27 protein-coding genes are annotated in these 23,429 nt (G+C 45.3%); 20 read left to right on the top strand and 7 right to left on the bottom strand.

Going from position 1 to position 23,429, the window contains the following annotated elements; translation table 11 throughout:
* Positions 1-131: 131 nt before the first annotated feature.
* From HPY31_RS19400 to HPY31_RS19390, 3 genes are all read left to right on the top strand, one after another.
* On the top strand, positions 132-464 hold the full coding sequence (locus tag HPY31_RS19400) for an RNA polymerase sigma factor (RefSeq protein ID WP_172142054.1): 333 nt from the start codon (positions 132-134) through the stop codon (positions 462-464).
* Complete coding sequence (locus tag HPY31_RS19395; protein ID WP_172142053.1) at positions 464-622, top strand: hypothetical protein; 159 nt, start codon at positions 464-466, stop codon at positions 620-622. Before HPY31_RS19400 ends, HPY31_RS19395 begins: the two co-directional genes overlap by 1 nt.
* A 114-nt stretch (positions 623-736) precedes the next feature.
* The gene (locus tag HPY31_RS19390) at positions 737-1,138 is read left to right on the top strand and encodes a cell wall hydrolase (RefSeq protein ID WP_172142052.1); all 402 of its coding nucleotides are present in this window, start codon (positions 737-739) and stop codon (positions 1,136-1,138) included.
* Between the two features lie 167 nt (positions 1,139-1,305).
* Here the strand turns inward: HPY31_RS19390 and HPY31_RS19385 are convergent, their stop codons facing one another.
* Positions 1,306-2,046, bottom strand: coding sequence for a hypothetical protein (locus tag HPY31_RS19385; protein WP_172142051.1), 741 nt, complete (start codon positions 2,044-2,046; stop codon positions 1,306-1,308).
* A 313-nt stretch (positions 2,047-2,359) separates the two neighbouring features.
* On the opposite strand from HPY31_RS19385, the gene HPY31_RS19380 reads away from it, so the two are divergent.
* Positions 2,360-2,722, top strand: a complete 363-nt coding sequence (locus HPY31_RS19380; RefSeq protein WP_216675719.1) for a hypothetical protein — start codon at positions 2,360-2,362, stop codon at positions 2,720-2,722.
* On the opposite strand, the gene HPY31_RS19375 is transcribed toward HPY31_RS19380, so the two are convergent.
* Positions 2,670-3,191 carry a hypothetical protein gene (locus HPY31_RS19375; RefSeq protein WP_172142049.1) on the bottom strand — a complete coding sequence of 174 codons (522 nt, stop codon included), beginning with the start codon at positions 3,189-3,191 and terminating at the stop codon, positions 2,670-2,672. The genes HPY31_RS19380 and HPY31_RS19375 overlap by 53 nt on opposite strands.
* Positions 3,192-3,482: 291 nt before the next feature.
* On the opposite strand from HPY31_RS19375, the gene HPY31_RS29235 reads away from it, so the two are divergent.
* On the top strand, positions 3,483-4,589 hold the full coding sequence (locus HPY31_RS29235) for an acyltransferase (RefSeq protein WP_172142163.1): 1,107 nt from the start codon (positions 3,483-3,485) through the stop codon (positions 4,587-4,589).
* Between the two features lie 342 nt (positions 4,590-4,931).
* Here HPY31_RS29235 and HPY31_RS19365 read toward each other — a convergent pair whose 3' ends face one another.
* Together HPY31_RS19365 and HPY31_RS19360 are read right to left on the bottom strand one after the other, a co-directional pair.
* Entirely contained in the window at positions 4,932-5,699 is a 768-nt protein-coding gene (locus HPY31_RS19365) for an SDR family NAD(P)-dependent oxidoreductase (RefSeq protein WP_172142048.1), read from the bottom strand.
* 28 nt (positions 5,700-5,727) lie between these two features.
* Positions 5,728-6,429, bottom strand: a complete 702-nt coding sequence (locus tag HPY31_RS19360; RefSeq protein ID WP_172142047.1) for an SDR family oxidoreductase — start codon at positions 6,427-6,429, stop codon at positions 5,728-5,730.
* A gap of 200 nt (positions 6,430-6,629) precedes the next feature.
* On the opposite strand from HPY31_RS19360, the gene HPY31_RS19355 reads away from it, so the two are divergent.
* From HPY31_RS19355 to HPY31_RS19345, 3 genes are all read left to right on the top strand, one after another.
* Entirely contained in the window at positions 6,630-7,562 is a 933-nt protein-coding gene (locus HPY31_RS19355; RefSeq protein ID WP_172142046.1) for a 3-hydroxyacyl-CoA dehydrogenase family protein, read from the top strand.
* 259 nt (positions 7,563-7,821) lie between these two features.
* Positions 7,822-9,801 (top strand): methyl-accepting chemotaxis protein, encoded by a 1,980-nt coding sequence (locus HPY31_RS19350; RefSeq protein ID WP_172142045.1) that lies wholly within the window; start codon positions 7,822-7,824, stop codon positions 9,799-9,801.
* A 157-nt stretch (positions 9,802-9,958) separates the two neighbouring features.
* Complete coding sequence (locus HPY31_RS19345) at positions 9,959-10,300, top strand: GRAM domain-containing protein (RefSeq protein WP_172142044.1); 342 nt, start codon at positions 9,959-9,961, stop codon at positions 10,298-10,300.
* Between the two features lie 61 nt (positions 10,301-10,361).
* Here HPY31_RS19345 and HPY31_RS19340 read toward each other — a convergent pair whose 3' ends face one another.
* Entirely contained in the window at positions 10,362-10,631 is a 270-nt protein-coding gene (locus tag HPY31_RS19340) for a hypothetical protein (protein ID WP_172142043.1), read from the bottom strand.
* A gap of 159 nt (positions 10,632-10,790) precedes the next feature.
* On the opposite strand from HPY31_RS19340, the gene HPY31_RS19335 reads away from it, so the two are divergent.
* The 11 genes from HPY31_RS19335 to HPY31_RS19285 all read left to right on the top strand — a co-directional run bounded on the left by HPY31_RS19335 (position 10,791) and on the right by HPY31_RS19285 (position 20,081).
* Positions 10,791-11,012, top strand: a complete 222-nt coding sequence (locus HPY31_RS19335) for a hypothetical protein (protein WP_016741710.1) — start codon at positions 10,791-10,793, stop codon at positions 11,010-11,012.
* A 37-nt stretch (positions 11,013-11,049) separates the two neighbouring features.
* Positions 11,050-11,346: a hypothetical protein gene (locus HPY31_RS19330; protein ID WP_235442486.1), complete on the top strand. Its 297-nt coding sequence runs from the start codon at positions 11,050-11,052 to the stop codon at positions 11,344-11,346.
* A 122-nt stretch (positions 11,347-11,468) separates the two neighbouring features.
* Positions 11,469-12,170: a TerC family protein gene (locus tag HPY31_RS19325; protein ID WP_172142042.1), complete on the top strand. Its 702-nt coding sequence runs from the start codon at positions 11,469-11,471 to the stop codon at positions 12,168-12,170.
* Between the two features lie 2 nt (positions 12,171-12,172).
* Positions 12,173-13,045 carry a LysR family transcriptional regulator gene (locus HPY31_RS19320; RefSeq protein ID WP_172142041.1) on the top strand — a complete coding sequence of 291 codons (873 nt, stop codon included), beginning with the start codon at positions 12,173-12,175 and terminating at the stop codon, positions 13,043-13,045.
* 182 nt (positions 13,046-13,227) lie between these two features.
* Entirely contained in the window at positions 13,228-14,295 is a 1,068-nt protein-coding gene (locus HPY31_RS19315) for an AbrB family transcriptional regulator (protein WP_172142040.1), read from the top strand.
* 201 nt (positions 14,296-14,496) lie between these two features.
* On the top strand, positions 14,497-15,531 hold the full coding sequence (locus HPY31_RS19310; protein ID WP_172142039.1) for a Bug family tripartite tricarboxylate transporter substrate binding protein: 1,035 nt from the start codon (positions 14,497-14,499) through the stop codon (positions 15,529-15,531).
* Between the two features lie 81 nt (positions 15,532-15,612).
* The gene (locus HPY31_RS19305) at positions 15,613-16,074 is read left to right on the top strand and encodes a tripartite tricarboxylate transporter TctB family protein (protein ID WP_172142038.1); all 462 of its coding nucleotides are present in this window, start codon (positions 15,613-15,615) and stop codon (positions 16,072-16,074) included.
* Between the two features lie 12 nt (positions 16,075-16,086).
* Positions 16,087-17,610, top strand: coding sequence for a tripartite tricarboxylate transporter permease (locus HPY31_RS19300; protein WP_012684914.1), 1,524 nt, complete (start codon positions 16,087-16,089; stop codon positions 17,608-17,610).
* Positions 17,611-17,622: 12 nt separating this feature from the next.
* Complete coding sequence (locus tag HPY31_RS19295) at positions 17,623-18,405, top strand: class I SAM-dependent methyltransferase (RefSeq protein WP_172142037.1); 783 nt, start codon at positions 17,623-17,625, stop codon at positions 18,403-18,405.
* Positions 18,406-18,640: 235 nt separating this feature from the next.
* Entirely contained in the window at positions 18,641-19,093 is a 453-nt protein-coding gene (locus HPY31_RS19290) for an Lrp/AsnC family transcriptional regulator (protein WP_016741717.1), read from the top strand.
* Positions 19,094-19,112: 19 nt separating this feature from the next.
* Positions 19,113-20,081: an EamA family transporter gene (locus HPY31_RS19285; RefSeq protein WP_172142036.1), complete on the top strand. Its 969-nt coding sequence runs from the start codon at positions 19,113-19,115 to the stop codon at positions 20,079-20,081.
* Positions 20,082-20,110: 29 nt separating this feature from the next.
* On the opposite strand, the gene HPY31_RS19280 is transcribed toward HPY31_RS19285, so the two are convergent.
* Both HPY31_RS19280 and HPY31_RS19275 read right to left on the bottom strand, forming a co-directional pair.
* Entirely contained in the window at positions 20,111-20,830 is a 720-nt protein-coding gene (locus tag HPY31_RS19280; RefSeq protein ID WP_172142035.1) for a response regulator, read from the bottom strand.
* Complete coding sequence (locus tag HPY31_RS19275; RefSeq protein WP_253901874.1) at positions 20,823-22,451, bottom strand: ATP-binding protein; 1,629 nt, start codon at positions 22,449-22,451, stop codon at positions 20,823-20,825. Before HPY31_RS19275 ends, HPY31_RS19280 begins: the two co-directional genes overlap by 8 nt.
* 266 nt (positions 22,452-22,717) lie before the next feature.
* On the opposite strand from HPY31_RS19275, the gene HPY31_RS19270 reads away from it, so the two are divergent.
* The gene (locus HPY31_RS19270) at positions 22,718-22,930 is read left to right on the top strand and encodes a hypothetical protein (RefSeq protein ID WP_172142033.1); all 213 of its coding nucleotides are present in this window, start codon (positions 22,718-22,720) and stop codon (positions 22,928-22,930) included.
* Positions 22,931-23,429: the final 499 nt, after the last annotated feature.

The raw sequence follows: 23,429 nt of genomic DNA, 5'->3' as shown, positions 1-23,429 counted from the left end.
TGGATAGAGCAAATCGGAACGTGCCAATTCAAAGGCACGTTCATTTTTTTGCCTAAAAAACGAACGTACGCTCTTGTTTGGTGGCGCTTTTGAGGTTGTGATTTTCAACTTATCGGAAAGTAAGTGAGCGTTTGACGAAAGAGGAATGCAGGACAATTCTGAGACGCATTGCTTGGAACCTGAACTACCGAGAGAGAAAGAGGCTGCGTAATGAATGCCCGATTCTGGACGACTTTGGCAGGCAGCAAAGAACGTTCGATAACGACAATAGCCTATATGTGGAGGAACTGTTACAGCAACTACCCAATGAAAAGGAAAGGCACGTCATCCGCAAGGTCGTATTGGAAGGCTTTACGGCAAGAGAAGTCGGAGAAGTCCTACACATTGGAGAAAGAGGCGTGAATCAATGCAAAAATCGGAGCCTAAAGAAACTACACAATTATCTAATCACGAATTCAGTCTAATGATCGAGCAAGCAAAAAATGGTGATAACGAGTCGTTTCAAAGTGTTTTGGAAGAAATGCAACCTGAAATTACCTCTCTAGCTGGTTTTCTCAAGCTTCCGAAAGAAGAGGGGATTCAAGAAATTATGGCGCAATTTATTGAGGAGATCAGGGGTTGAAAATCTTTTTTTAAATTTTTTAGAAAAGCTGTTCCGTTTTGTTCCTAGATAGGTGAAAGCGACGATGACCGGTCAAAAAAAGTTGCTTATCACACAATAAGGGAGAAATGAGACATGGCATATCCATACGGTGAACCATTGGAAAATTACGATGAGTTAGAAGGACGTGATAGTGTAGATTTACTAGCACGCATTATTTACGCTGAAGCGAGTACAGAATCAAAGGAAGGAAAACGAGGAGTTGCTTTCGTAATTCAGAATCGTAAAGAATTAGTGAGAAATAAGGCTCCGCATCATAAAGAATTTGGGAAAAAAGCCACTTTTGAGTCTGTGATTCTCCATCCTGGTCAGTTTAATGGTGCGGAATCCGATCAGATGCTGAAGCCAGTTCTTAAAAGTAAAGCTTGGAAAGACTCATTGGATATTGCGCAAAATCTGAGTGATCAAGATAATCCAATCGGAACCTGCCTATGGTTTAATGGTGTTAAAGTATTCCAAAAAAAATACAACGTCTAACGAAAAGTATTACACAGGTTGGGGTGGCAAGGCCAAGATCGTAGAACGAGAAAATATTGGTGACCATGTGTTTTTCCGAGTAGAAGGTTACTCCGTCACGAAGTAATTGGACAAGGCTGTACACTGTGCAAGATGGTTACATGTGTACGGCCTGTTTCTTTGTGAAATTACAATTTCTCTTCAAAAATCTTCCCGTTAAATTGGAACATCTTTGCTTCAGTTTGCGAGTCAGGTTTTTTGATTTGCTTTTGCTCTATATCTTGTTTATAGGAGTTTGCGAAGTAGTGTAGGGTATCATTTTCTATGTGGTAAGTGCCCAATGTCACGGTTAGGATGCCTTGAAAGGAGGTGACTTTTTTCATTTCTCCTTCCCAAGCGATTACTACTTTTCCATTTTCGATGTACCATAGGTGCGCGGTTTCGACATGTATACCTGTTCCGCCAGAATAATCAATCGTTTTATAGAGTCGTTTGCCATTGCTGGTACAATAAGGGATGAAATCATCCAGTTCATCAGGTTGCACTAGACCATCTTTTGGCACATGCCACTCTTCCTCAAATATCAGTTGATATTGTTCGTTTTGTTGATCAAAAACAAAGAAAGACCCTGTGTGAGCCCCTCCTGGCGCTGTGACTACAAGTTCCATTTCTTTGTCGTCATCTAGATTGAGTGTTTTGTAGTATAGAAAGTCCAAATAAAGCTCATTTTGAGAAGTGGCTTTGTTTTTACTTTGTTCCTTGATCCACTGCTTAACTTTGTCGGTAGTAATATTCGGACTTACGTTGTTTTTGACAGGAGGGATGGCTATGGCTTGAGGTTGATTCGAAGCATTTATTGCTTGAGATGGAACTGAAAGTATGCTCGCAAGAGATAGGATTAGTCCAAGTGTGATCCCTTTTTTTATCACGGATTCGTCACCTCATAGAATTCTATTTAACTCCACTGTTAGACGTACAAAAACGGAAAAAGTTTCCTGTTCTTTGAGGAATTAGAGGGATACCACGAATCATAAAAATAGTAGAGAATCCCTCCTTTGGAGCAATCCGGGGAGGGAATTTTTGTTTGTAACACTTCTGATATCAAAATGATACGAGAAAAGGACGGTACATCCCAAGCGCTTGGAGATGTTGTGTTTCGTGGAAAATGTAATCATTTTGTGAAACACTACAAGCTGTTTCTGGCAATTGTAATAGGAGCTTTAATTTGAATAAGGTATCCAAATGAGAACTTTAAAGGAGAAATGTAAAATAGCATACCCTTATGGAGAACCATTGGAAAACATCGGAAAAGACGATTGGGATTTTAGAGAGTTTAAAGGAAGAAATAGCATTGACCTTTTAGCGCGCTTTATTCACTCTGAAGCGGAAAATCAATCGATTGAAGGTGTTATTCTTAAAGAGGGAGCATTCGATGGAATGAACCTAGCGAAAGTACGTAAGCCTGACTTGGAATCGGAATCATGGCAGGAAGCACTCGATATCGCTCGAAACTTGAAGGATACACCGAACTCAATTGGTAATTGCCTGAAAACTACTGGCCTGTCTTTTTGTAAGATGGTTGAGGAACAAAAGTTTGTCCGTTGAATTTGAATATAGCTGCTGTCTGTTTAATTTCGGGTTGAGCTTTTTTATCCTCCGTATTTATTTTGTAGGAATTAGAAAAGTAAAACAAATTATCTTCGTCTATATCGTAAGTTCCAATTTCTACGACATCGTTATTTTGGAAAGTAGATGTAAGTCTGATTTCTCCATTCCAAGCTACAGTAAATTTTCCGTTTTCTAGATACCACAAATATGCTGTACGAGAAGAGGTGCCTGACCCGCCATCAGCGACTATTGTTTGGTACAGCACTTTACCATCTATTTCAGCAACAGGTTCTTTAACTCCGATATCAGGAACAGACTCATCAAGTCTACTATCAGCTACTCGCCACGGCTGTTCGGTGACCAACTTATATTGTTCTGCTGATTGTTTGTCAAAAATAAAAAAGTGACCCAGATGAGCGCCGCCTTCAATCGTAGCAATTACTTCTAATTCTGAATCATTGTCCACATTACTTAATTGGAAAGTGAGATTACGGAGATAGTATTCTTTTTCCTTGTAATTTCTTGAGTGATTTGGAGACGGGTTTGTTTCATTTTATCTTTCCAACCACGCAATTGGCTCACATTAGATGAAAGGTGGAACAGTGAAAGCACAAATTGAATGTCTTCGAAAAACTATGACCCGTATCTGTAAAAAAAAGAGACTGATCTTTTGTTTATTTTTGGCAGGGCAAAATAGCCACACTTTCCGATATTTACAAAAGAATGGTATTATCATTAATGGAAAACTGTTGCAGATATACCACAACATAGAGAAAAGAGAAGGTGCATTCACACGAGAATTAAAGAGATTGATTATCTAAGGGCTATCAGTGCTATTGCAGTAATCTCAATCCATGTAACAGCGGGTTATGTAGAAACTAGTGTTATGGCGTTTGCTTGGAATCAGGTAGCGCGTTTCGCTGTACCAATGTTTATTCTGCTTTCAGGGTTAAGTCTTGCCTTAAGTGACCGGGGGAGTATAGGGAAAAGAGAGTTTTTTAAAAGGAGGTTTAATAAGATCTTGCTACCGTATTTGATCTGGAGCATCCTTTACTTTACCTATGCCCAGCAATATGATTTTGGATCAGCCGAACCCTGGGTTCTTTTAACAACGCTAGGGAAGCATATGGTGAAAGGTACGGCTTACGTTCACCTATATTTCTTGGTGATCATTTGCCAACTCTATCTAATATATCCGTTCTTGAGTAGTCTTCTACGGACGAAGACGAGTTGGACGCTAACAGTTTCGTTTATATCGACCTTGGTCATGCACATGGCAATTTATTTACATGCCAACCAACTCATCGTACTCCCTAGCATCAAGGTACCTTATGTTATTCTTTTTCCTGTATGGGTGTTTTACTTCGTTTTGGGAATGTTCGTGGCAATGAGATTTAATGAAATCTCAGCATTTGTCGGAAAGCTGACGCTCTGGCAAACTTTTGTACCATGGTTTGCCTCTCTGATCGTATTGGTGGTCGATAGTAAATGGACGGACACTTTTGACTCCTCAACTAAGCCGAGCACTTTGTTGTACACGGTTGTAAGCGCGGTGTTTATGTACAGGCTGTCAACAAGCATGACTGGTTGGCCGAGGAAGGTATTACACTCGGTCTGTTGGTTCTCTACCCATTCCTTTTTCTTTTACCTGATCCATCCTTTGATCATCAGTCAATTGCTTCGCTTCAAAGAATTGAGAGTAGGAGATTCAGGAATGGTAATGTTATTTATACTTACGATTGCATGTTCCTGTGTCCTTGCCTATATAAGTAGTCGGTTTAAATTCGTCCATTTGTTCGGGGGAGTCTACATCAGACCAAAGTTGAAGAAAGAAATTGATAAAAAGGTAGATTGTCCAAATTGAGAAGCCGTTGTAGATTATTGGGAATAATCCTTTCCTGGACATTACATTTTGTGTCGACATTGTTTTACAACATTTTCAAACAATTACCATTATTATGATGAAGGGAACATTGATTTGAGGTGATATTATCAGAAAAATTCTATTGGTTATTGTGTTTGGACTGTTAGCATTCAGTTTTTTCGATCTTGACGTTAGCCTGGGAATAAGTAAAAAGATTTCTGTAGGCCTCACAGTTGCGTTGGTTTTCTGGATGACTTATTTGGACTATAAGGGTAGAGGAAAAAAAGGCCGCACGACCGGTGGAAACTGACCGAGCGTGCGGCTTTTTTTATGTGTAACGAACTAGGACAACTGATCCGTAATTCCGATGTGACTGCTGATCCCGCCGTCCATGGTGATGCTCGCTCCGTTGATGTATCCGCTATGCGGTCCAACTAGATGATCAATCATCTGGGCGATTTCCACCGGTTGAGCTACGCGTTTGACCGGGCTTTTGGCGATGACCCGATTCATGTAATCCGAAATATCCTCCGGACGTACGCCCATCGCGGTATCCACATATCCGGGACAGATGGCATTGCAAGTAATCCCGTGCTCACCCCACTCCGCAGCAATTGTTTTCGTATAGCCGATCATGCCGTGCTTGGAAGCGACGTAGGTGGACGAGTGTGCTGAGCCGAGCAAGCCCTGAATAGAAGCGATGTTGACGATCCGCCCGTAGTTCCTTTCTTTCATCTTGGGCAACAGGTTTCTGCAAAATAGGAATACACTCTTCAAGTTGGTATTCATGATCCAATCCCACTCTTCATCGGAGACTTCGTCAACTCGGTGGAATGGACCGCCAACTCCGGCGTTGTTGACCAAGATGGTGATATCTCCGAAATGCGATTCTACTAGCTGGATGGCTTCTTCTACTTGGGCTCGTTGACCGACATCACAGCGAATGGACAAGGCTTGACCGCCTGCCTGATTGATTTCTTGGGCGACTAACCGAGCCTTTTCTTCGTGTACATCAAGAACAGCGACGCGTACTCCATGTTGAGCCAACAGCTTTGCGGCTGCTGCCCCGATTCCATTGCCTGCTCCTGTGATGATTGCTACTTGCTGCATTTGTATACGCTCCTTATTCATCTGTGATTTAGAGGACGCCTTTAGGCGGAAGGATTTTGACTTCATCGATTCGAACGTGGAGGGGACGGGAAGCGATATCTAACACGGTATCTGCCACATCCTTTGGTACGAGCATCGCACTCGGATCAAAAAAATGTCGGTCCTCCGTCATATTTGTATGAACGGCGCCAGGAAAAATGGTGGAGACTCTTACATTGTCGTTTTTCCATTCTTCATTGCAAATTTGAGAAAAGCCTTGGACAGCAAATTTCGAAGCACCATAAACGCCGTTTTCCGCAATGGGAATATACCCTGAGACACTAGAGATATTGATGATACGGCCTCCGTGAGCTTTCATTACCTTGTATCCTTCGCGGCTGCAAAGAAAGAGTCCGGTTACATTGGTGCGAAAAACATTCTCCCATTCATCTAAGCTTGTTTGTTCAACAGGCTTAAACACGCCGACGCCTGCATTGTTCACGAGGACATCTAGACGTCCGTATAAACTTTGTACTTGCGCAAATAAGGCAAGGACACTTTGCTCGTCGGTCACGTCTAGCTGTACATTCGTCACACTTCCTGGTTCAGCGTGTGCGATTTCGTTCGGATGAGGCGCGGTTCGAGAGGTTGCCCAAACGATCGCTCCTTCTTTTGCCAAAACATTTGTCATTTCAAGGCCCAATCCCCGACTGGCTCCTGTGATGACCACGACTTTATTCAGTAGTTTCATGTGTACCTCCGTATATGAAACGTTCATTCTAATAGCTGGTTTTAGGAAACGATTTTTAATGGTACAAAACTTTGACTCTACCAACAAGCGTCATAGGAATGAATTTCGGTAAAAGTAGTAGGAATTTGTGGGCAGGAACTAGGTATTTCATCGTGGAAAGCTTTGCTAGTAAACCGAATTCACCCTAGGAGGATCTTTCTATGGAAAAGCATGCGGCTGTTATCGGATCAGGTGTTATGGGACATGGAATCGCGCAGTTATTCGCATTGGCTGGATTTCGTGTTTCTCTTTACGACTTGCAGGAAGAGCTTTTGCTGAAAGCGAGAGCTAGCATCGAGCACAGCCTTTCTCTTTTGGTTGCAGAGGGAGTGATCGCAGACCAATCTAGAGTAGCGGCGCTCGAGCATATTGTCCTGACCACGGATTTGCAAGCGGCAGTATCGGCAGCTGAAATCATCACAGAAGCAATCCCGGAAGTCATCGAGCGAAAGTGGGAGCTGTTTGAAAAGCTGGAGCATTACGCGAAGCCAGATGCGATTATTGCTTCCAATACGTCTACGTTTTCGATTGCGCGACTGATTGAAAAAACTACCACGCCCCAACGCTTTATCATTACACATTTTTTCAATCCAGCCCAATTAGTTCCGTTGGTCGAGGTAGTCAAGCATGAGAAGACCGCGCTAGAAGTGGTTCAAAAAACCATGCAGCTGATGGAAGAGATCGGGAAGTGCCCTGTTCTGTTGAAAAAGGATGTACCGGGCTTTATCGCCAATCGGCTACAAACAGCCTTGATGAGAGAAGCTTTTCATTTGCTTGCAGAAGGTGTGGCAGATGCAGCCCAGATCGATACGGTGATGAAGAACGGAATTGGCTTTCGCTGGGCTTTTGTAGGGCCTATTGAGACGGCAGATTTTGGTGGTCTCGATACATGGAAGCGCGTGATGGATAACTTGGCGCCAGAACTGAATGGCTCGATAAAAGCACCCGCCATCATGGAGGAACGGGTAGCAGAAGGCAATCTCGGTACCAAGACCGGAGCAGGTATTTACTCGTATACGGATACGGCTGTTTCAGAAAAGCTGCATGTACGTGACGAACAGTTTATCCGCTTGGGGAAAATGAAGCGCGGTTGAAGTGACTTACAGATTGGCTCAACAAATCGTGGCAACTGTTGCAAAGTCAACCCATACCGACCGTCCTGTCTTTCATTCATGATCAGGACGGTTTTTCTATGGCTGCGAGGGCGGTATAATCCCCACTTTTTTATACCTATTACAGTTCTATATATTTTTTTACTTAATGAACACTCCTTCGTTACCGATATAAAAAAATTAGGATTTCACCAACAGGAAACGTTTATCCAAATACAACTTAGAAAGAGGATGAAATGAAGTGAAAGTTAACCTCAGGAATTGGCTTCGAAGCTATCGAACCAAACTCATCATCACATTTCTCTTGATTCTGTTAGTCCCTTCCCTTGTCGTTGGAAGCTTGGCTTACAATCAAGCGAGACAAGAAATTGAAAAACAGATCATGGACAGCGCCGACGAAAACGTCGATTTGGTCAACTCCATCGTAAGCAGTACGTTTGAGGGCAAAAAGAAGGATGCTGATTATTTGGCAAAAGATATCACACCTGGCGTGAAATCAGCTGATGTTCAAGAAGAAATCATGCATCACTTGGATATGTATATGGGTATGCATGCAGATGTGTCCAGCATCAGTTTGGGAACGGCTGACGGTCAGTATTTCCGCGCTCCGAAGCAAGAAGTACAGGCAGGGTTTGATCCCCGGACGAGAGACTGGTACAAGCGAGCGATGGAGAACAAGGGGACGGTCGTCGTTACAGAGCCATATATTTCGGCGGTATCAGGTGAAGTTTTAGTAGCGGTAGCAAGAACGACAGAGGATGGCGCTGGGGTTATCTGCATTACAGTTGGGATTGAAAAGATCAAACAACTGGCAAACTCAGTCAGCATCGGTTCGGATGGAGATGTCATCGTAGTGGACAGCAATAAGAAGTATGTCGTCCACCCGGAAAATCAGGCAGGAACAGTGGCACAAGAGAGTTTTTACGACAACTTGTACCAAGGAGAAACAGGACAATTCAATTACGAGGAGCAAAGCATCCCGAAACAGATTTACTATGTGACGAATCCAACAACTGGCTGGAAAATTGCAGGTTCGATGTACTTGTCAGAGGTTGAGGATGCTGCAGAGCCGATTTTCGAGCAAACGTTTTGGACGATTGCGATCTGCTTGGTGTTGGGAGGACTCATTGTAGCAGCTGTACTGCGTTCCCTTCTCCAGTCCATCCAGGAAGTGAAGGTACATGCCGTTAGAGTGAGCCAAGGGAATTTGACTGACCCGATTAAAGTACGGTCAACCGATGAAATCGGTGAGCTCGGCCATGCGTTTAATACGATGCAGGATAACCTGCGGGCGCTCATTTCAGATGTCGAGACTAGAGCGGAGCAAGTAGCAGCGTCTTCGGAGCAATTGACTGCGAGTGCGCAGCAGACGAGTATTGCAACCGAGCATGTAACGACTGCGGTTCAAGAGGTAGCTGGCAGCGCGGAACAACAAACGAGCGGAATCGACCAAAATGTTCGCTCATTGCAGGACATTGCGGAAGGGGTCACACGGATTGTAGAGAGTGTCAATGTGTTGTCGGATACGGCTCAGCAAACGACGGTTCAGGCAGAAGAAGGTGGCAACTTTGTCGCTCAGGTCATGAGTCAAATGAAGTCGATTCATGAATCCGTAGAACAGTCTGATCGCATGACCAAATCACTCTATGACCGTTCGAAAGAAATCGGCACGATCTCGGATGTCATCAGCGGGATTGCCCAGCAGACGAATTTGTTGGCATTGAATGCAGCGATTGAAGCGGCGCGGGCTGGTGAGCATGGCAAAGGCTTTGCGGTTGTAGCTACAGAGGTGCGACTGTTGGCAGAGCAATCACAATTGTCGGCTAAGCAAATTTCTGAATTGATCACAGAGATTCAACGGGAAACCAAGCAATCCGTCGACAACATGGAAACAGTCAGACTGGATGTTGAAGCAGGCTTGGAAGTTTCCGAGGAGACGATTCACAAGTTTGAAGGCATTATGGAAAGCACCAGACTGACCAATCCACATATCGCAGAGGTTTCCATGATCGCACAGCAAATCTTGGCTGCTGTCCAGGAAGTAACCGCGACAGCCAATGTGCTCGTTACCATCGCGAAAAGCAATGCCGAAACAGCCGAGGAAGTAGCAGCTTCTACGGAGGAGCAACTCGCCTCCATGCAAGAGATCTCATCCTCCGCTCAATCCTTGTCGTCATTGGCGGAAGAGCTGAAAGTATTGCTCAATAAGTTTACCTATTAACCTGTATTCTTAAACAAACGAAGCGTCCTGTCTCCAGGCCATACGAGCAGGGCGCTTTGCTATATAGATGTGGTCACGTGTATTCCTAATTATGGTAATATAATATCTAATCATTTGAGTAAAAACGGAATCGCATGTCGGAGGGGAAAAGGAAGCAATGAAACTCAAGCGAAACGAATCGATCGTGCAAGAGAATATAGCGGCAAACCTATTCAGAGGAATGGAAGGAGTAGGTGGGAAGTTAACGCTTACGAGTGACAGACTCTATTTTCAACCACACAGTCTCAATATTCAAACCGAACCTCTCGAATTAAACCTGAATGATATTGCGGCAGTTGAAAAGCGGAATACGCTATTCGTGATCCCAAATGGAATGAAAATCAAGATGCATAACGGGCAAGAGTATAAATTTGTTGTATGGAAACGAGCGGAGATCATTGGAATGATTCAAGATACAAAAATGAAGCAAAAAATGACGGTGATTATTAAGACGAGGTAGTGATCCGTTCAATGAAAAGCGCTCTGCCACAAGCAATACTGAGCAGGGCGCTTCCCACATTTTACAAATTTCTTGCAATGTGCGGTTTGCTATAATGACTGGTACCCCCACCGCCAACCAATACTCTTCCACCTTGTCTGAAGATGAGCAATTTCCTAGATCCATCTGAGAGCAGTACAGTGACTTTTGCCCGATTCGTTTTTGCAATATAAATAACGTAACCACTTCTGGAGATTATCGTACGCCAGTTGCGGTCGAATTCAGAGCGCAGAACCCGATTGGAATACACTTGGTTTTCCGCGCGGCTCGCGGTGATTCTTTTGTTTTTCATCGAGTCTCAACACCTCCTGTCAATCTATCCTATTCATGGGAGAGAAAAAGGAGTGGACAAGAGTTGTAGGCAATTTTACTATTTTCGTTGCAACAATGCAGGAAGCGTTCTATGATAACACCAAGGACGGTATTCAACGTAAAAAAGGAGTGAAAGACAATGGCAAAAAGCGCAGCACGCAAGCAGCGGGAAAAACTGGCTCGTGAAGGCAAAAGAAACCCAGAGCTCAACAGAAGCATCTTTGCATTCGCTGACATGAGACAACGGACGACGAAGACGAGAGCAGAAAAACTGAATCAACAGAAGCACAAAAGGTCGTTATCCTACCAAAGTGATGATGGCCTTTTTTATTTGCGTGCGAAGCTTGCTGCAATCGTTTAACATAAAATCATCCCGTACCAAAGTGAGGCATGACATCATGAATAATACTATTCATCCCGAATGCGCGAGAGCCATTCAGCATCTCATCCAACTGAAGGACCCAAAACGCGAAGACTTTTTGGCGTTGAAAACGTACGGAAATGATCGCTATTCGGCAATGGGGTGGGAGGAGCTACAGACGTACATCAATGAAAAGACCGTCATCATTGTCGAGCAGTTTGAAAATGAACAAAATATTATGTCCGCCCTGCGTTGGGTAGCGAGAGGATTGCCAGTTTGGCTAGCGATTCGAAAAGTGCGGGCGGATTATTCAGTGTATGGATACAAGAAGTAGCCTGTCTTCGAATGACAGGTTTTTTCTATTCCAAAAAAATATATGCAAATAATAGAAATAATACTGCACGAAGGAAAAGATAGGTCTATTATTGTCAGTATCAGAAATTTTGGAGGGACATCATGACAGAATACTTACTTAGCTTACTTCAAATTATTATGATCAACCTGGTCTTGAGCGGAGACAATGCAGTCGTAATTGCTCTTGCCTGTCGCAACCTGAGTCCAGAGCTGCAGAAGAAAGCTACTTTTTGGGGGAGCTTCGGTGCAATCGGACTTCGGATCATCCTGACCTTCATTGCTATCTGGCTGTTGAAAATTCCGTTTGTCCAAGTCGTCGGAGGGCTTTTGCTCATCTGGATTGCGGTCAAGCTGTTAAAAGGTGAAGATGAGGACAGTCACATAGGTGGGGGAGCGAGTTTTGTTGAGGCACTCAAAACCATTATTTTTGCCGATCTGATTATGAGCCTGGACAATGTCATCGCCGTAGCTGGAGCAGCGAACGGGAACCTGATTTTGGTCATCATCGGTCTTACCATCAGCATTCCGCTCATCATTTGGGGAAGCCAGTTACTGATGAAGCTGATGAACCGTTTTCCCATCATCGTATTGTTGGGGGCGGCTTTGCTCGGATATACAGCAGGAGAAATGATTGTAGGAGACAAAGCAGTTGGCAGCTTCCTGGAGGGGGTAATGCCTTCGCTGCATATGATATTGCCAGTAGCATTGGCACTTCTGGTCATTGTGATTGGAAACTATTTGAAAAGGAAGGAGAAAAATGCGTTAAATAAAGAAGTGACAAATAACCATGCGGAGACACTATAGCTATGGAATATCGCGATTGGTACATTCTCCAAACCTTGTACCAGGAACAAAACATTACAAAGACAGCCGAAAGCTTGTATTTGTCCCAGCCTGCGCTGACGAAAAGACTGCGGCAGATTGAGAAAGAATTTGGCGTACAGATCGTGCAACGGGGGAGTAGAGGCGTTCATTTCACTCCTCAAGGCGAGTACTTGGCCAAATGTGCAGATGAAATGCTCCTCAGACTGCGCAATATCAAGGAGCATGTCTTGAACATGGGCGGCGAGGTCAATGGTACGCTCCGGCTGGGGGTTTCCAACTATTTTGCACGGTACAAGCTCCCGATGATCTTGAAAAAGTTCAAAGAAGCCTATCCAAACGTCGAGTACAAGGTAATGACCGGATGGAGCAAAGACGTCTACAAGTCCGTGTATAATCAGGACGTGCACGTAGGCTTCGTCCGGGGAAGCTACAACTGGTCCGACCAAAAGCACTTATTGTTCGAGGAATCGGTCTATGTCGTTTCCACGGAACCCATTCAGATCGACGACCTGCCTACCCTGCCGCGAATCGACTATGAGACGGATCCCATGCTGCTGGCATTAGTGGACAGTTGGTGGACGGAACGATTTTCCCAACCACCGTTGATCGGCATGGAGGTCGACAAGGCGGATACATGTAGTGAAATGGTAGCAAACGGTTTGGGGTACGCCATCCTTCCACGAGGCGTGCTGAATGGCAAAGACGATCTACACATGATTGAGTTGACTACAGCTGAGGGAGAGCCAATCAAGCGAAGTACCTGGATGTTTTATCATGCCGACTCGATGGAATTGCAAATGGTCAAGGCATTTGTGCGCTTTATAGAGCAGGGTGAGATTGCATTTATCGATTAAGCAAGGAAAAAGAACTGCTGCGAATTCCCTGAAAGGGGAGCCAGCAGTTTTTTATTATTCACACAAGGAATCGCTAACGATAACCATTTTGTATTTTTTCTGCGAGAACAATTGATTTACACTAGGTGTACCCCCACCCTAGAAGCTTCATACAACGTCGGATAGTAGGAGAGGGAACGCTTATGCTGCTGCGCATTCTGTTTACATTGCTGCTCGGATCATTGGGGGGCTGGCTGTTTGCTACCATTCACAGCCCGCTTCCTTGGCTACTCGGAGCGCTAGTTACGACAGTTATCTGTAATATGCTTGGGGTCAAAAATCTTTGGATTCCCCGCTGGTTTCGTCAAGCAGGATTGACCGTGATCGGGATTACCCTCGGTCTGCGAATGACATCTGAAATCGTCGATACGATGACGGGGCACGTCGGTTTGATGCTCATCACCACGATTTTGACCATCTTGATCAGTTTGGTGAACGCGTGGATCTTTTATAAGATCTGCAGAGTAGACGGGATAACGGCGATATTCAGCAATATTCCCGGCGGATTATCGGAAATGGTGTCGGTGGGGCAAATGGCGGGAGGAAATCAACAAGTCATTACGATTTTCCACTCGATCCGTGCGATCAGTGTCGTGCTTTGTACCCCTTATCTCGTGGCATTTCTACCTACGCATGCTACCATACAGACGGCTACGACAGAACACGTGCTGGGGATTGGGCAGACAGTCATGATTTTAGTGGCTGGTCTCATGGGAGCGTTGATTGCGTCACGCTGTTATATACCCGCTCCGTTCTTGCTAGGTGCCTTGCTCGTGACCGCTTTGATTTCGATGAATACATCGCTTATGGGAGAGAGTCCTGCGTTGCCAAGCATCTTGGTCCAAGGGGCCCAAATATTCATCGGGGTCAGCATCGGTCTTGGCTTCAAACGAGAGGACATCGTGAAAAACCGCCGATTCTTTCTGTTTGGTCTCATGCATTCCTTGTTCTTGTTCGTCATGGTAATTGTGCTTGCCATCGGCATTTCTTATGTCACTGCTACCGATATCGTGACAGCAATTTTGGCTACGGTGCCAGGTGGACTTGCCGAAATGAGCTTAACTGCCTTGGCGACAGGAGCCGATCCGCTCCTAGTGACGGCGTTTCATCTGTTTCGCTTGGTCCTTGTCCTTACACTGTTTTCCTTCGGCGCACGTGCATGGACGAACTACCACAGCAGGATCAAACAGCCAAAGGAGACCAGTGCTTGACGCAGTTTTACAGTCAAATAAATAGCAAGGCCTGCACGTTCCCAGATCGGAACGGCAGGTCTTTTTGACGTGAAAAAAATGAAAATAATCGTAAATATGGTTTTTATCCAAATTATCTGAATAAACTAGGAAGCGCTTTCATCGGATGCTATGATCTCCTTACCTTAATTGAAAACGCTATCAACAGAGGGGGTCATAAAGATGAAAAAATCAAACATATGGACAAAGTGGAGCGGAGTACTCCTCACTACGGCAATGGCACTTAGCCTCGCAGCCTGTGGAGGCGGCGATGGGCAGACAGCATCCTCTGGCGGAGCTTCTACCTACCCGGAAAAGCCTATCTCGGTTATCGCACCATCGGGCGCAGGTGGAGGCTTGGATAAAACAGCGCGTTCCCTCGCAAAGGTGATGTCAGCAACGAAGCTGGTAGACAAGACCATTTCGGTCGAAAACAAGCCAGGTGGCGGACAAGCAGTAGGCTTGGCTGATTTTGTAACGCAGGACAAGAAAAACAACTATAAGCTCCTGCTTCCCTCTACCCCAATCGTCATTAACAATGTGAAAAAAGAAGGAAACAGCCCGCATTCCTACAAGGATATGACTCCGTTGGCACAATTGACGAAAGATTACGGTGCGATCGTAGTAGCAGCTGATTCTCCATACAAGGATCTGAAATCGTTAATGGACGCAATCAAAGCTGATCCAACCAAAGTAACGGTTGCAGGCGGTTCTGCCCCTGGCTCGCTTGATCACCTGACCTTCTTGATGCCAGCTGTCAAAGCGGGAATTGATCCGAAATCAGTGAAATACATCTCTTACGATGGTGGCGGAGAAGCGATCGCCTCTCTCTTGGGTGGCAATGCTGACGTACTGGCAACAGATGTCTCCGGTTCGGGAGAATACTTGAAATCCGGGAAGGTCAGAATTCTGGGTGTTTCTTCCCCTGAGCGCTTGAAAGGAATGTTCAAGGATATCCCGACGTACAAAGAATCCGGTTATGAAACGGAGCTGATCAACTGGCGTGGTGTATTTGGGCCAAAAGATATGACGCCAGATGCTGTTGCTTACTGGGAGCAAAAATTGAAAGCGATGACAGAGACTCCTGAGTGGAAAGCAGAGCTGGAAGCAAACGGCTGGGACGATGGCTACAAAAACGGTGCAGACTTCAAGAGCTATCTGGGTGAGCAAGAAAAAATGTTCAAGGAAATCCTGGGCTTGCTTGGAATGGCGAAATAAAAAGGTTTGCTGGGGGATGGAGGAGGAGCAATTCTTCTCCTCCTTCATTCTGGATTCTGGAACGAACAGGAGGGAACATACGTGAGCAAAACATTTGACCGCTTCGCCAGTCTGATTTTTCTCGTGTTGGGCGTAGCCTTTGTGGTCGGGAGCCAAAGCATCTCGGCGAGTGCTTACGGCAGCCATGTAGGACCAAACATTTTTCCGATGGGACTTGGTAGTCTTCTGATCCTGCTCAGCCTGCGATTATTTTATGAGACATTCAAATACAAGCAAGAGGGCAAGAAAGAGAAGGAAAAGCTCGATTACAAACGGTTCCTCATCATTCTGGTCGGGGCATTATTGTACGTATTGCTTTTAGAGGAAATCGGCTACGTGATCAGTACCTTCCTGTTCCTTTTCGTTGGGTTCCAGACGATGCAGAAAGGGAAGTGGCTCAACAGCGTAATCATTTCCGGTGCGTTTTCGTTCGGTGTCTACTTGTTGTACGTGGAAGTTCTCGATGGCACATTGCCCGGTTTACCAACATGGTTAGGCTTGTAGGAGGTGGATGAAATGAGTGCATTTGATTATTTGCTGAACGGATTTGCCACTGCCCTGCAATGGCAAAATATCATTTTTGCATTTGTAGGTGTCTTGATCGGGACAGTAGTTGGGGTATTGCCCGGGATTGGGCCAATCAGCGGCGTGGCCTTGTTGATTCCGGTGACAGCCTCGTTGACGAGCGGACTGCCACCAGAAGCAGCGGCTACCAGCGCCATTATTTTGTTGGCAGGGGTTTACTACGGGGCGATGTACGGAGGCTCTACCACTTCGATTTTGTTGAATACACCGGGTGAGTCATCTTCTGTCGTTACCGTTCTGGACGGATACCCGATGGCGAAGCAGGGAAGAGCCGGAGTTGCTCTCTCCATCGCAGCGATTGGTTCATTTTTTGCAGGACTTGTCTCGCTTATCGGTCTAGTATTTTTGGCAGAGCCACTCTCTGAAGTAGCTCTCAAGCTCAGTCCGGCAGATGAATTTTCGCTGATGATCCTGGGGTTATGTGCACTCAGTGGGCTGGCAGGCAAGTCTGTGACCAAAGCATTGATGATGACGGTTTTTGGCTTATTGATCGCGACGATCGGGCTGGACAATGTATCCGGCGTGGCGCGTTTTACCTTTGATATGCCCGAGCTTTATTCCGGTTTGGAATTTTTGACGATCGCCGTAGGGGTATTTGCGCTTGGAGAAGTGTTCAAGACGATCCTCGAACGGGATGTGAATGAGGGAGAGATCGCCAAAATTTCCCGAATCATACCGACCAAGGAAGACTTGAAGGAAAGTGCTGGACCGATTCTCCGGGGATCACTGGTTGGATTCTTTAAAGGAATTGTTCCTGGTTCTGGTGCAACACTGGCCTCCTTCCTCGCTTATTTGCTGGAAAAGAAAATCAGTAAAACGCCTGAAAAATTCGGCAAAGGAGCGATTGCCGGGGTAGCGGCTCCAGAGTCGGCAAACAACGCGGCATCTGGCGGGGCGATGATTCCACTTTTGACCTTGGGCATTCCGGGGACAGGGACGACAGCGGTATTAATGGGCGCACTGATTATGTACAACGTGCAGCCAGGTCCGCTCTTATTTGAGGATCATCCGACCATTGCTTGGGGCTTGATCGCTAGTATGTTCATCGGAAACGTGATGCTCTTGATCCTCAATATGCCGCTCGTAAAGGTGTTTGCGAAGCTGATTGAGACACCGCCTAAATATTTGATCCCGATGATTGTTGCTATTTCGGTGTTTGGTGTATACGCGGTCCGTGTCTCTGTTTTTGATCTGGTCTTGTTGCTGCTCTGTGGACTCGTGGGTTACTTTTTGGCGAAAAATGATTTTCCAATGGCTCCACTCGTTCTTGGCTTGGTCTTGGGTCCGATGATTGAAAACAATTTACGACGAGCGCTGACGACGTCCAATGGTGACTTTTCTATTTTTATTGAAAAGCCAGTATCGCTGGTGTTCCTCATCATTGCGGTTCTCTGGATCACCGTTCCCTTGATCATGAAAATGAGAGGGAAGAAAGTAATCGTGAACGAAGAATAGGGGGCGATTCTCATGCGCGATGACAAAAGGATCAAAGAGGAAGTCAAACAGCAGTTCGGCGCGAATGCTGAAAAGTATGTGAATAGCCAGACGCATGCTACGGGAGAGGATCTCGCTCTCCTCACGCCTTGGCTGAATCCATCGCCGGATTGGGTGTTTCTCGATGTGGCAACGGGCGGCGGTCATCTTACCAAGGCAATCGCTCCACATGTCGGTCACGTCTTTGCGACTGATTTGACACAGCCGATGCTTACAGCGGCGCGAAACCATCTGAAATCTCACACAAGCAATGTCTTTTATGTGGTTGCGGATGCGGAGGCACTCCCGTTTTTGAGTGAATCCTTTGATGCAGTCGGGTGCAGAATCGCGGCTCATCATTTCCCGAACCCGGAGGCGTTTGTAAAAGAAGTGGCCCGTGTCCTGAAGCCGGGTGGAAAATTCGTGCTGATCGACAATATCGCAGCAGAGGATGAAAAGCTCGATCAATTTGTGAATACGCTGGAGAAACTTCGGGATCACAGTCATGTGCGAAGCTACTCACGCTCCGAATGGGTAACGTGGATCGAGCAAGAGGGGCTGGTGGAGAGTCATTCGCGCATCCGTAAAAAGACGTTCCCATATGCGACTTGGGTCAAACGTACGACTGAGACTGAGGAGCAAGTTGAGCAAGTAACCGCGCATATCACAAATGCTGATGATGAAACTAAAGCCTACTTCGCGGTTGAAAAAGTTGGAGAGCAAGTCGTTTCCATCCAAGTTGATGAGTGGATGGCATTGTTTGAGAAACCAGAATGATAAGGACGATGCTTCTAAGCTGGTCCCCGCTTACAATCAAGCGGGGGCTTGTTCTTTTTTGTATGGGTACCTAAGTAACGATTCGTAATGAGAAGAGGGCTTTCACGACGGTTTTTGGCATGATTTTTTTCGGATTTCTTGTTTTGTATTTACTATTCGTTTGAATTCGGTCAATATAGAGTACAAATAGTCTATATGAAGGAAAATATGCTACTATAACCACAGGAGGTATGTGATGGATGAGGTTGACCTGAAAATTGTTCAATTGCTCGAGGAAAACGGAAGGATATCTCATGAGGAAATCAGCAAGCTGCTGCACATCTCGCGACCAGCTGTTCACCAACGGGTTGCCAAGCTTGAAAAAAATGGTGTGATCAAGGGATACCGTGGCATCATTGACTGGCGAAAATTAGAGCAAAGGCTGAAGGTATTGATTTTCGTCAAAGCAAGATGTCAGGACTTCAAAGAAATCACAGCAAAGATTATGAACGTTCAGGTACCGAACGTGACCATCATCGAATGCCAGCGGCTCGCGGGAGAGTGGTGCATGATGCTAAAAGTACGTGCAACGGCCCCAGAAGATATCACCAATCTGATCGATGAAATGGTCCAGTATGACGAAATACTGGAAACCTCTACGACTTTCATCTTGTCGACGATCTACGAGGATGGACGGAAAGAAATTTGACAACCAAGGTGGAAACACAATGACAGGAAAAAAAGATTCGAAATTATTAGGCGTTACGATTGCGTTGCTAGCGGTCTACCTGTTTTGGGGAGGCACTTATCTCGGAATGAAGATCGCCATTGAATCGATGCCACCTTTTATTATGGCGGGGGCGCGATTTTTTCTGGCGGGATCGATCCTGTTTTTGATCGGGCGTTGGAAAGGGGCAGAGCTGCCCAGTGCAGCAGAATGGAGAGGGGCCGGAATTGTTGGGGCGTTGTTGCTTCTCGGAGGTAACGGTGTAGTTGCATGGGCGCAACTCAAGGTACCGTCAGCAATCGCATCCTTGCTGATCGCTACCGTTCCATTGTGGATTCTCGTTTTCAACTGGATCGGTGGCAGCAAGAAGAAGCCAACGGTTGGAGTCATGGGAGGCATCCTGTTTGGCTTGGCGGGGATCGCAGTGCTGGTTGTCCATCCCGAGAGCACAGGCAATCAAGGGATCGATACCGTCGGAATCTTTGCGCTTCTGTTTGCCTCAATCAGTTGGGCAGTGGGATCGTTGTATTCGCGAAAGGCAAAGCTCCCTGCATCACCGGTAATGGCGACGGCCTTGCAAATGATCATCGGAGGGAGCTTGCTGGGGATCACTTCGCTGTTTCTCGACGATTGGACGAAGCTGCACCTATCGGAGATCACCCTGCGTTCCTGGATTGCTTTTGGCTATTTAGTTGGATTTGGTTCCATTGTCGCCTACACAGCATACATTTGGCTTTTGAAAAATGCAGAGCCTTCCCTGGTCTCCACGTACGCCTATGTGAACCCGATTGTCGCAGTATTTCTAGGCTGGCTAATCGCTGATGAACAATTGACAAGCCAAACCTTGATTGCTGCTGTCATGATCATCGCAGCCGTTGCCATCATCACGATGTTTCGGGAAAAGAAGGGTACAGGTGCGACACAAACGATAGCAAGAAAAGAAAAAGGGAAGCTTCAGGTTCATAAATGAAGCTTCCCTCTTCTTTTTGCCATCAGGCTTTATTTGGTTGTTTTTTGCGAAACCCAGCGATATTTTCTTTCCGGACGTCCGACGGTTCCATAGAACGTCTCGACAGTTACTTCGTTAATAGAGACAAGAAATTCGAGGTATCTGCGCACGGTTGAATGACTCATGCCAGCCAGTGCAGCCAGATCATCGGCATTCATGCTTTGGGTGGTCTCCTGCATCTTGTCCCGGATCAGCTTTAATGTCAACTTGTCGATGCCTTTTGGGAGCGAGGTGACAGTCCCAACGGTTTTGGCAGCAGGAGTGTGTGCGGCTTTCGTGAACAGCTTGTCCACCGCAGTTTGATCAATGGTTGTATGCTGCTGAAGCTGATGTCTCGTATTTGCATATTGCTCCAAGGTAGACATGAATTTATCGATCATGATCGGCTTGATGATGTAGCTGTATGCACCGCCACGTATCGCTTCTCTCACCGTTTCCACATCGTTTGCGGCTGTGATCATAACGACATCGATCCCGCGAAAATGCTTCCGTACTTCACGCAACAAGTCAATTCCGTTCATATCCGGCAAATAAATGTCCAAAAGCAGCACATCTGGCGTAACGACGTGAAGCATCTCCAGTGCCTGTTTTCCTGTCGTGGCCGTGGCAATAATCTGGAATCCTTCCAGTTTACTTGTGAATTGTTCATAGATTCTAGCTGCAATTTCGTCATCTTCCACGATCATGACGGTAATAAGTTTCTCAGACATTGTGGATTGCCTCCTCACTACTTGCTTTGTCCCATTGCTTGGGGGCGACTACGGTGAAACGCGCTCCGCCTAGATCACTTTTTCCGAGTGAGATTTGCCCCTCTAATAGCTCGATGGCGTTTTTCACGATAGCCAAACCGAGTCCTCGATTTTCACCTGATTTCGTAGTGACACCGCTCTCAAAGATGCGGGGTTCCAATTCTTTTAATACCCCATGTCCATTGTCTTCGATGTCAAAAATGATATCGCCACCTAAATCAGTGAAGGATACATGAACCAATGCATCAGTGCCTTTGTATTCGAGTGCAGCTTCCATTGCGTTGTCGATTAAATTGCCGAGAATAGTGACCAATACCTTTGTATCCAAGCTGTCAGGTACATTTCCTAAATAGCTGTCCTGATCAATTTCGAGTAATACCTTCAGTTCTTTGGAGCGATTGATTTTCCCTAGCAGACAAGCAGCGAGGAAGGGCTCTTTGACTGAACTCATAATGAAGGCGAGAATATCCTGCCGTTCCTTTACTTCATCGGTGATGAGTTCGATTGCTTTGTCGTACTCCTTTAGCTTGAGGAGACCGTAAATGGTGTTCAAACGATTTAAATATTCGTGATTTTGTGCACGCATATTGTCCGAAAAGGAACTGATCTTCGTAATTTCTTCGGTGAGTTGCTCGATTTCAGACTCTGGACGAAATGTGAAGACCACGCCTCTGATTTCATTGTTGCTCAAAATAGGAGAGTAGTCGGTTATAAAAATCTCGTGCCCCAGCAAAATTTTGTAGTTCATTTCTTGCGTATTTCGATTGACAGAATGAATGATGTCGCGCAATTGCGGGCTAGCGATCGATTTCCCTACGGCCAAATCCTCTTGGAGAAGGGAACGTGCTCGTTTATTCATCGAGACGACACGCCCTTGCATATCGACTGCTACCGTAGCATCGTGAATCGATTCAAGAATAGCTGCTTTTTCCGTAAACAAAAATGAGATTTCTTCCGGCTCCAGACCAAAGATCAACCGCTTGACTCGTCTGGCAATAATAATCGCACCAATAATTCCGATAACCAGCAGCACTAGAGATAAGGCGACGACCCTTTCCTTGTATTCCGAGACCTTTTTCTCTACATCACTCATGACATAGCCGACAGAGGAGACTCCGATTGTTTCGCCTTTCTTGTTGACGATCGGTGTTTTTGCTTTGATGGCTGGACCAGAAATGCCTGTCCCCCGATAAATGACAGAGCGGTTTTCTAAAAAGACGGGGTCATTGCTGGTTCCCATCGGTAATCCAATTTGCTTTGGGTCGTAGTGAGAGTACCGAATACCGTCCTTGTTTCCAATCACTACATAGCTGGCGCCCGTTTCCTTCCGAATGGTTTCGGCTATTGGTTGAATCACCTTGGAAGGATGGTCGGTCTCAAAGGCTGCGATGATGCGTTCGTTCATGGCAGATAGCTTGGCGACCGTCATGGCTTGCTGCCCAATATAGCGATCCAAAATGTCATCTAATATGAAGGAAAATAAGGCAGTTCCTATCCCCATGCTGATCAGGACAACGATGGAAATGAGCAGAACCATTTGGGTCAAGAGGCTGATGCGGGCTTTTTTTGGAGTATGAACCATGGGCAAACCACCTTCGATGACAGATCAAGATGCTATACATGTATGAAAACGTTTACTGTATTCATTATAACAATAACGCTTTCACATTTGTGACACAAAGTAAATTTGTTACAATACGATAGCCAATAGGTTTATGAAAAAAGTTTTGACAAATTTTTTATAAAAAAATGAACAAAATATGAACAACAAGTGAATATTATGTTACAATAAGAGCATAAAACAGAAACGGTCACGCAAAAAATCTATGATGATAGGGGTTTTGTGTTATGAATAACGATCGAAAAGCAGCAGATGTGTTAAGATGGATGGCTTGGACGGTATTATTCGTCGGTGCTGTTATTATGGCTCTCACTGCAAGCGATTTCAGATCGGAGAACTTGCCGTTGATGGTGTCGATCGGATTTTTGATCGCTGGCATGAATATCTTCATTATGAGCACGGTGTTTCGCTTGATGACACTAAAAAGAACTGACGCCTAAGTTAGTTAAAAATAGTCCTATAGTACCTCTCATTTTCTTCATTATAATGAGAGGTTTTTTATTTATACGGAAATTTGCCGTCAGCGAAATAAGCTGGCGTTTTTTTGTTTTTTTATTAAAAGTGAAAAAGAAATCTTGACAATCTCAATTGGGTGGAATGACCAAAAATGGGTGACGAGAATCATTAGAGGGGAATCCTAACAAGAATATGATCAACTCGTGACTGCAATGTGAACACTTTGTAACAGAAAAGCTACGAAATATTGAACGTCGTTAAAAACAAGTACAAAATCTCGCAGACTCTGATAGTATGTATATGCGGCAAATAGTGAAGTTCACTTGTGTTGAAAAACCTATTGTGAGGAACTCTCGAAAAGTGTGAATGCACATTAAAGAAAGAAGGTTTTCCAAAACCTCGTTCGAGACCTCTCCATAGAGAGTGACTGCACTATCGACATCCAAAGTATTACATGCTCGTTGTTTGTGACTAGGAGGGATT

Origin of the sequence: Brevibacillus sp. HB1.3, assembly GCF_013186635.1 — a bacterium.
Taxonomy (GTDB): domain Bacteria; phylum Bacillota; class Bacilli; order Brevibacillales; family Brevibacillaceae; genus Brevibacillus; species Brevibacillus brevis_D.
Note: the sequence above shows the minus strand (reverse complement) of the source record. Positions and strands in the feature narration are given on the sequence as shown.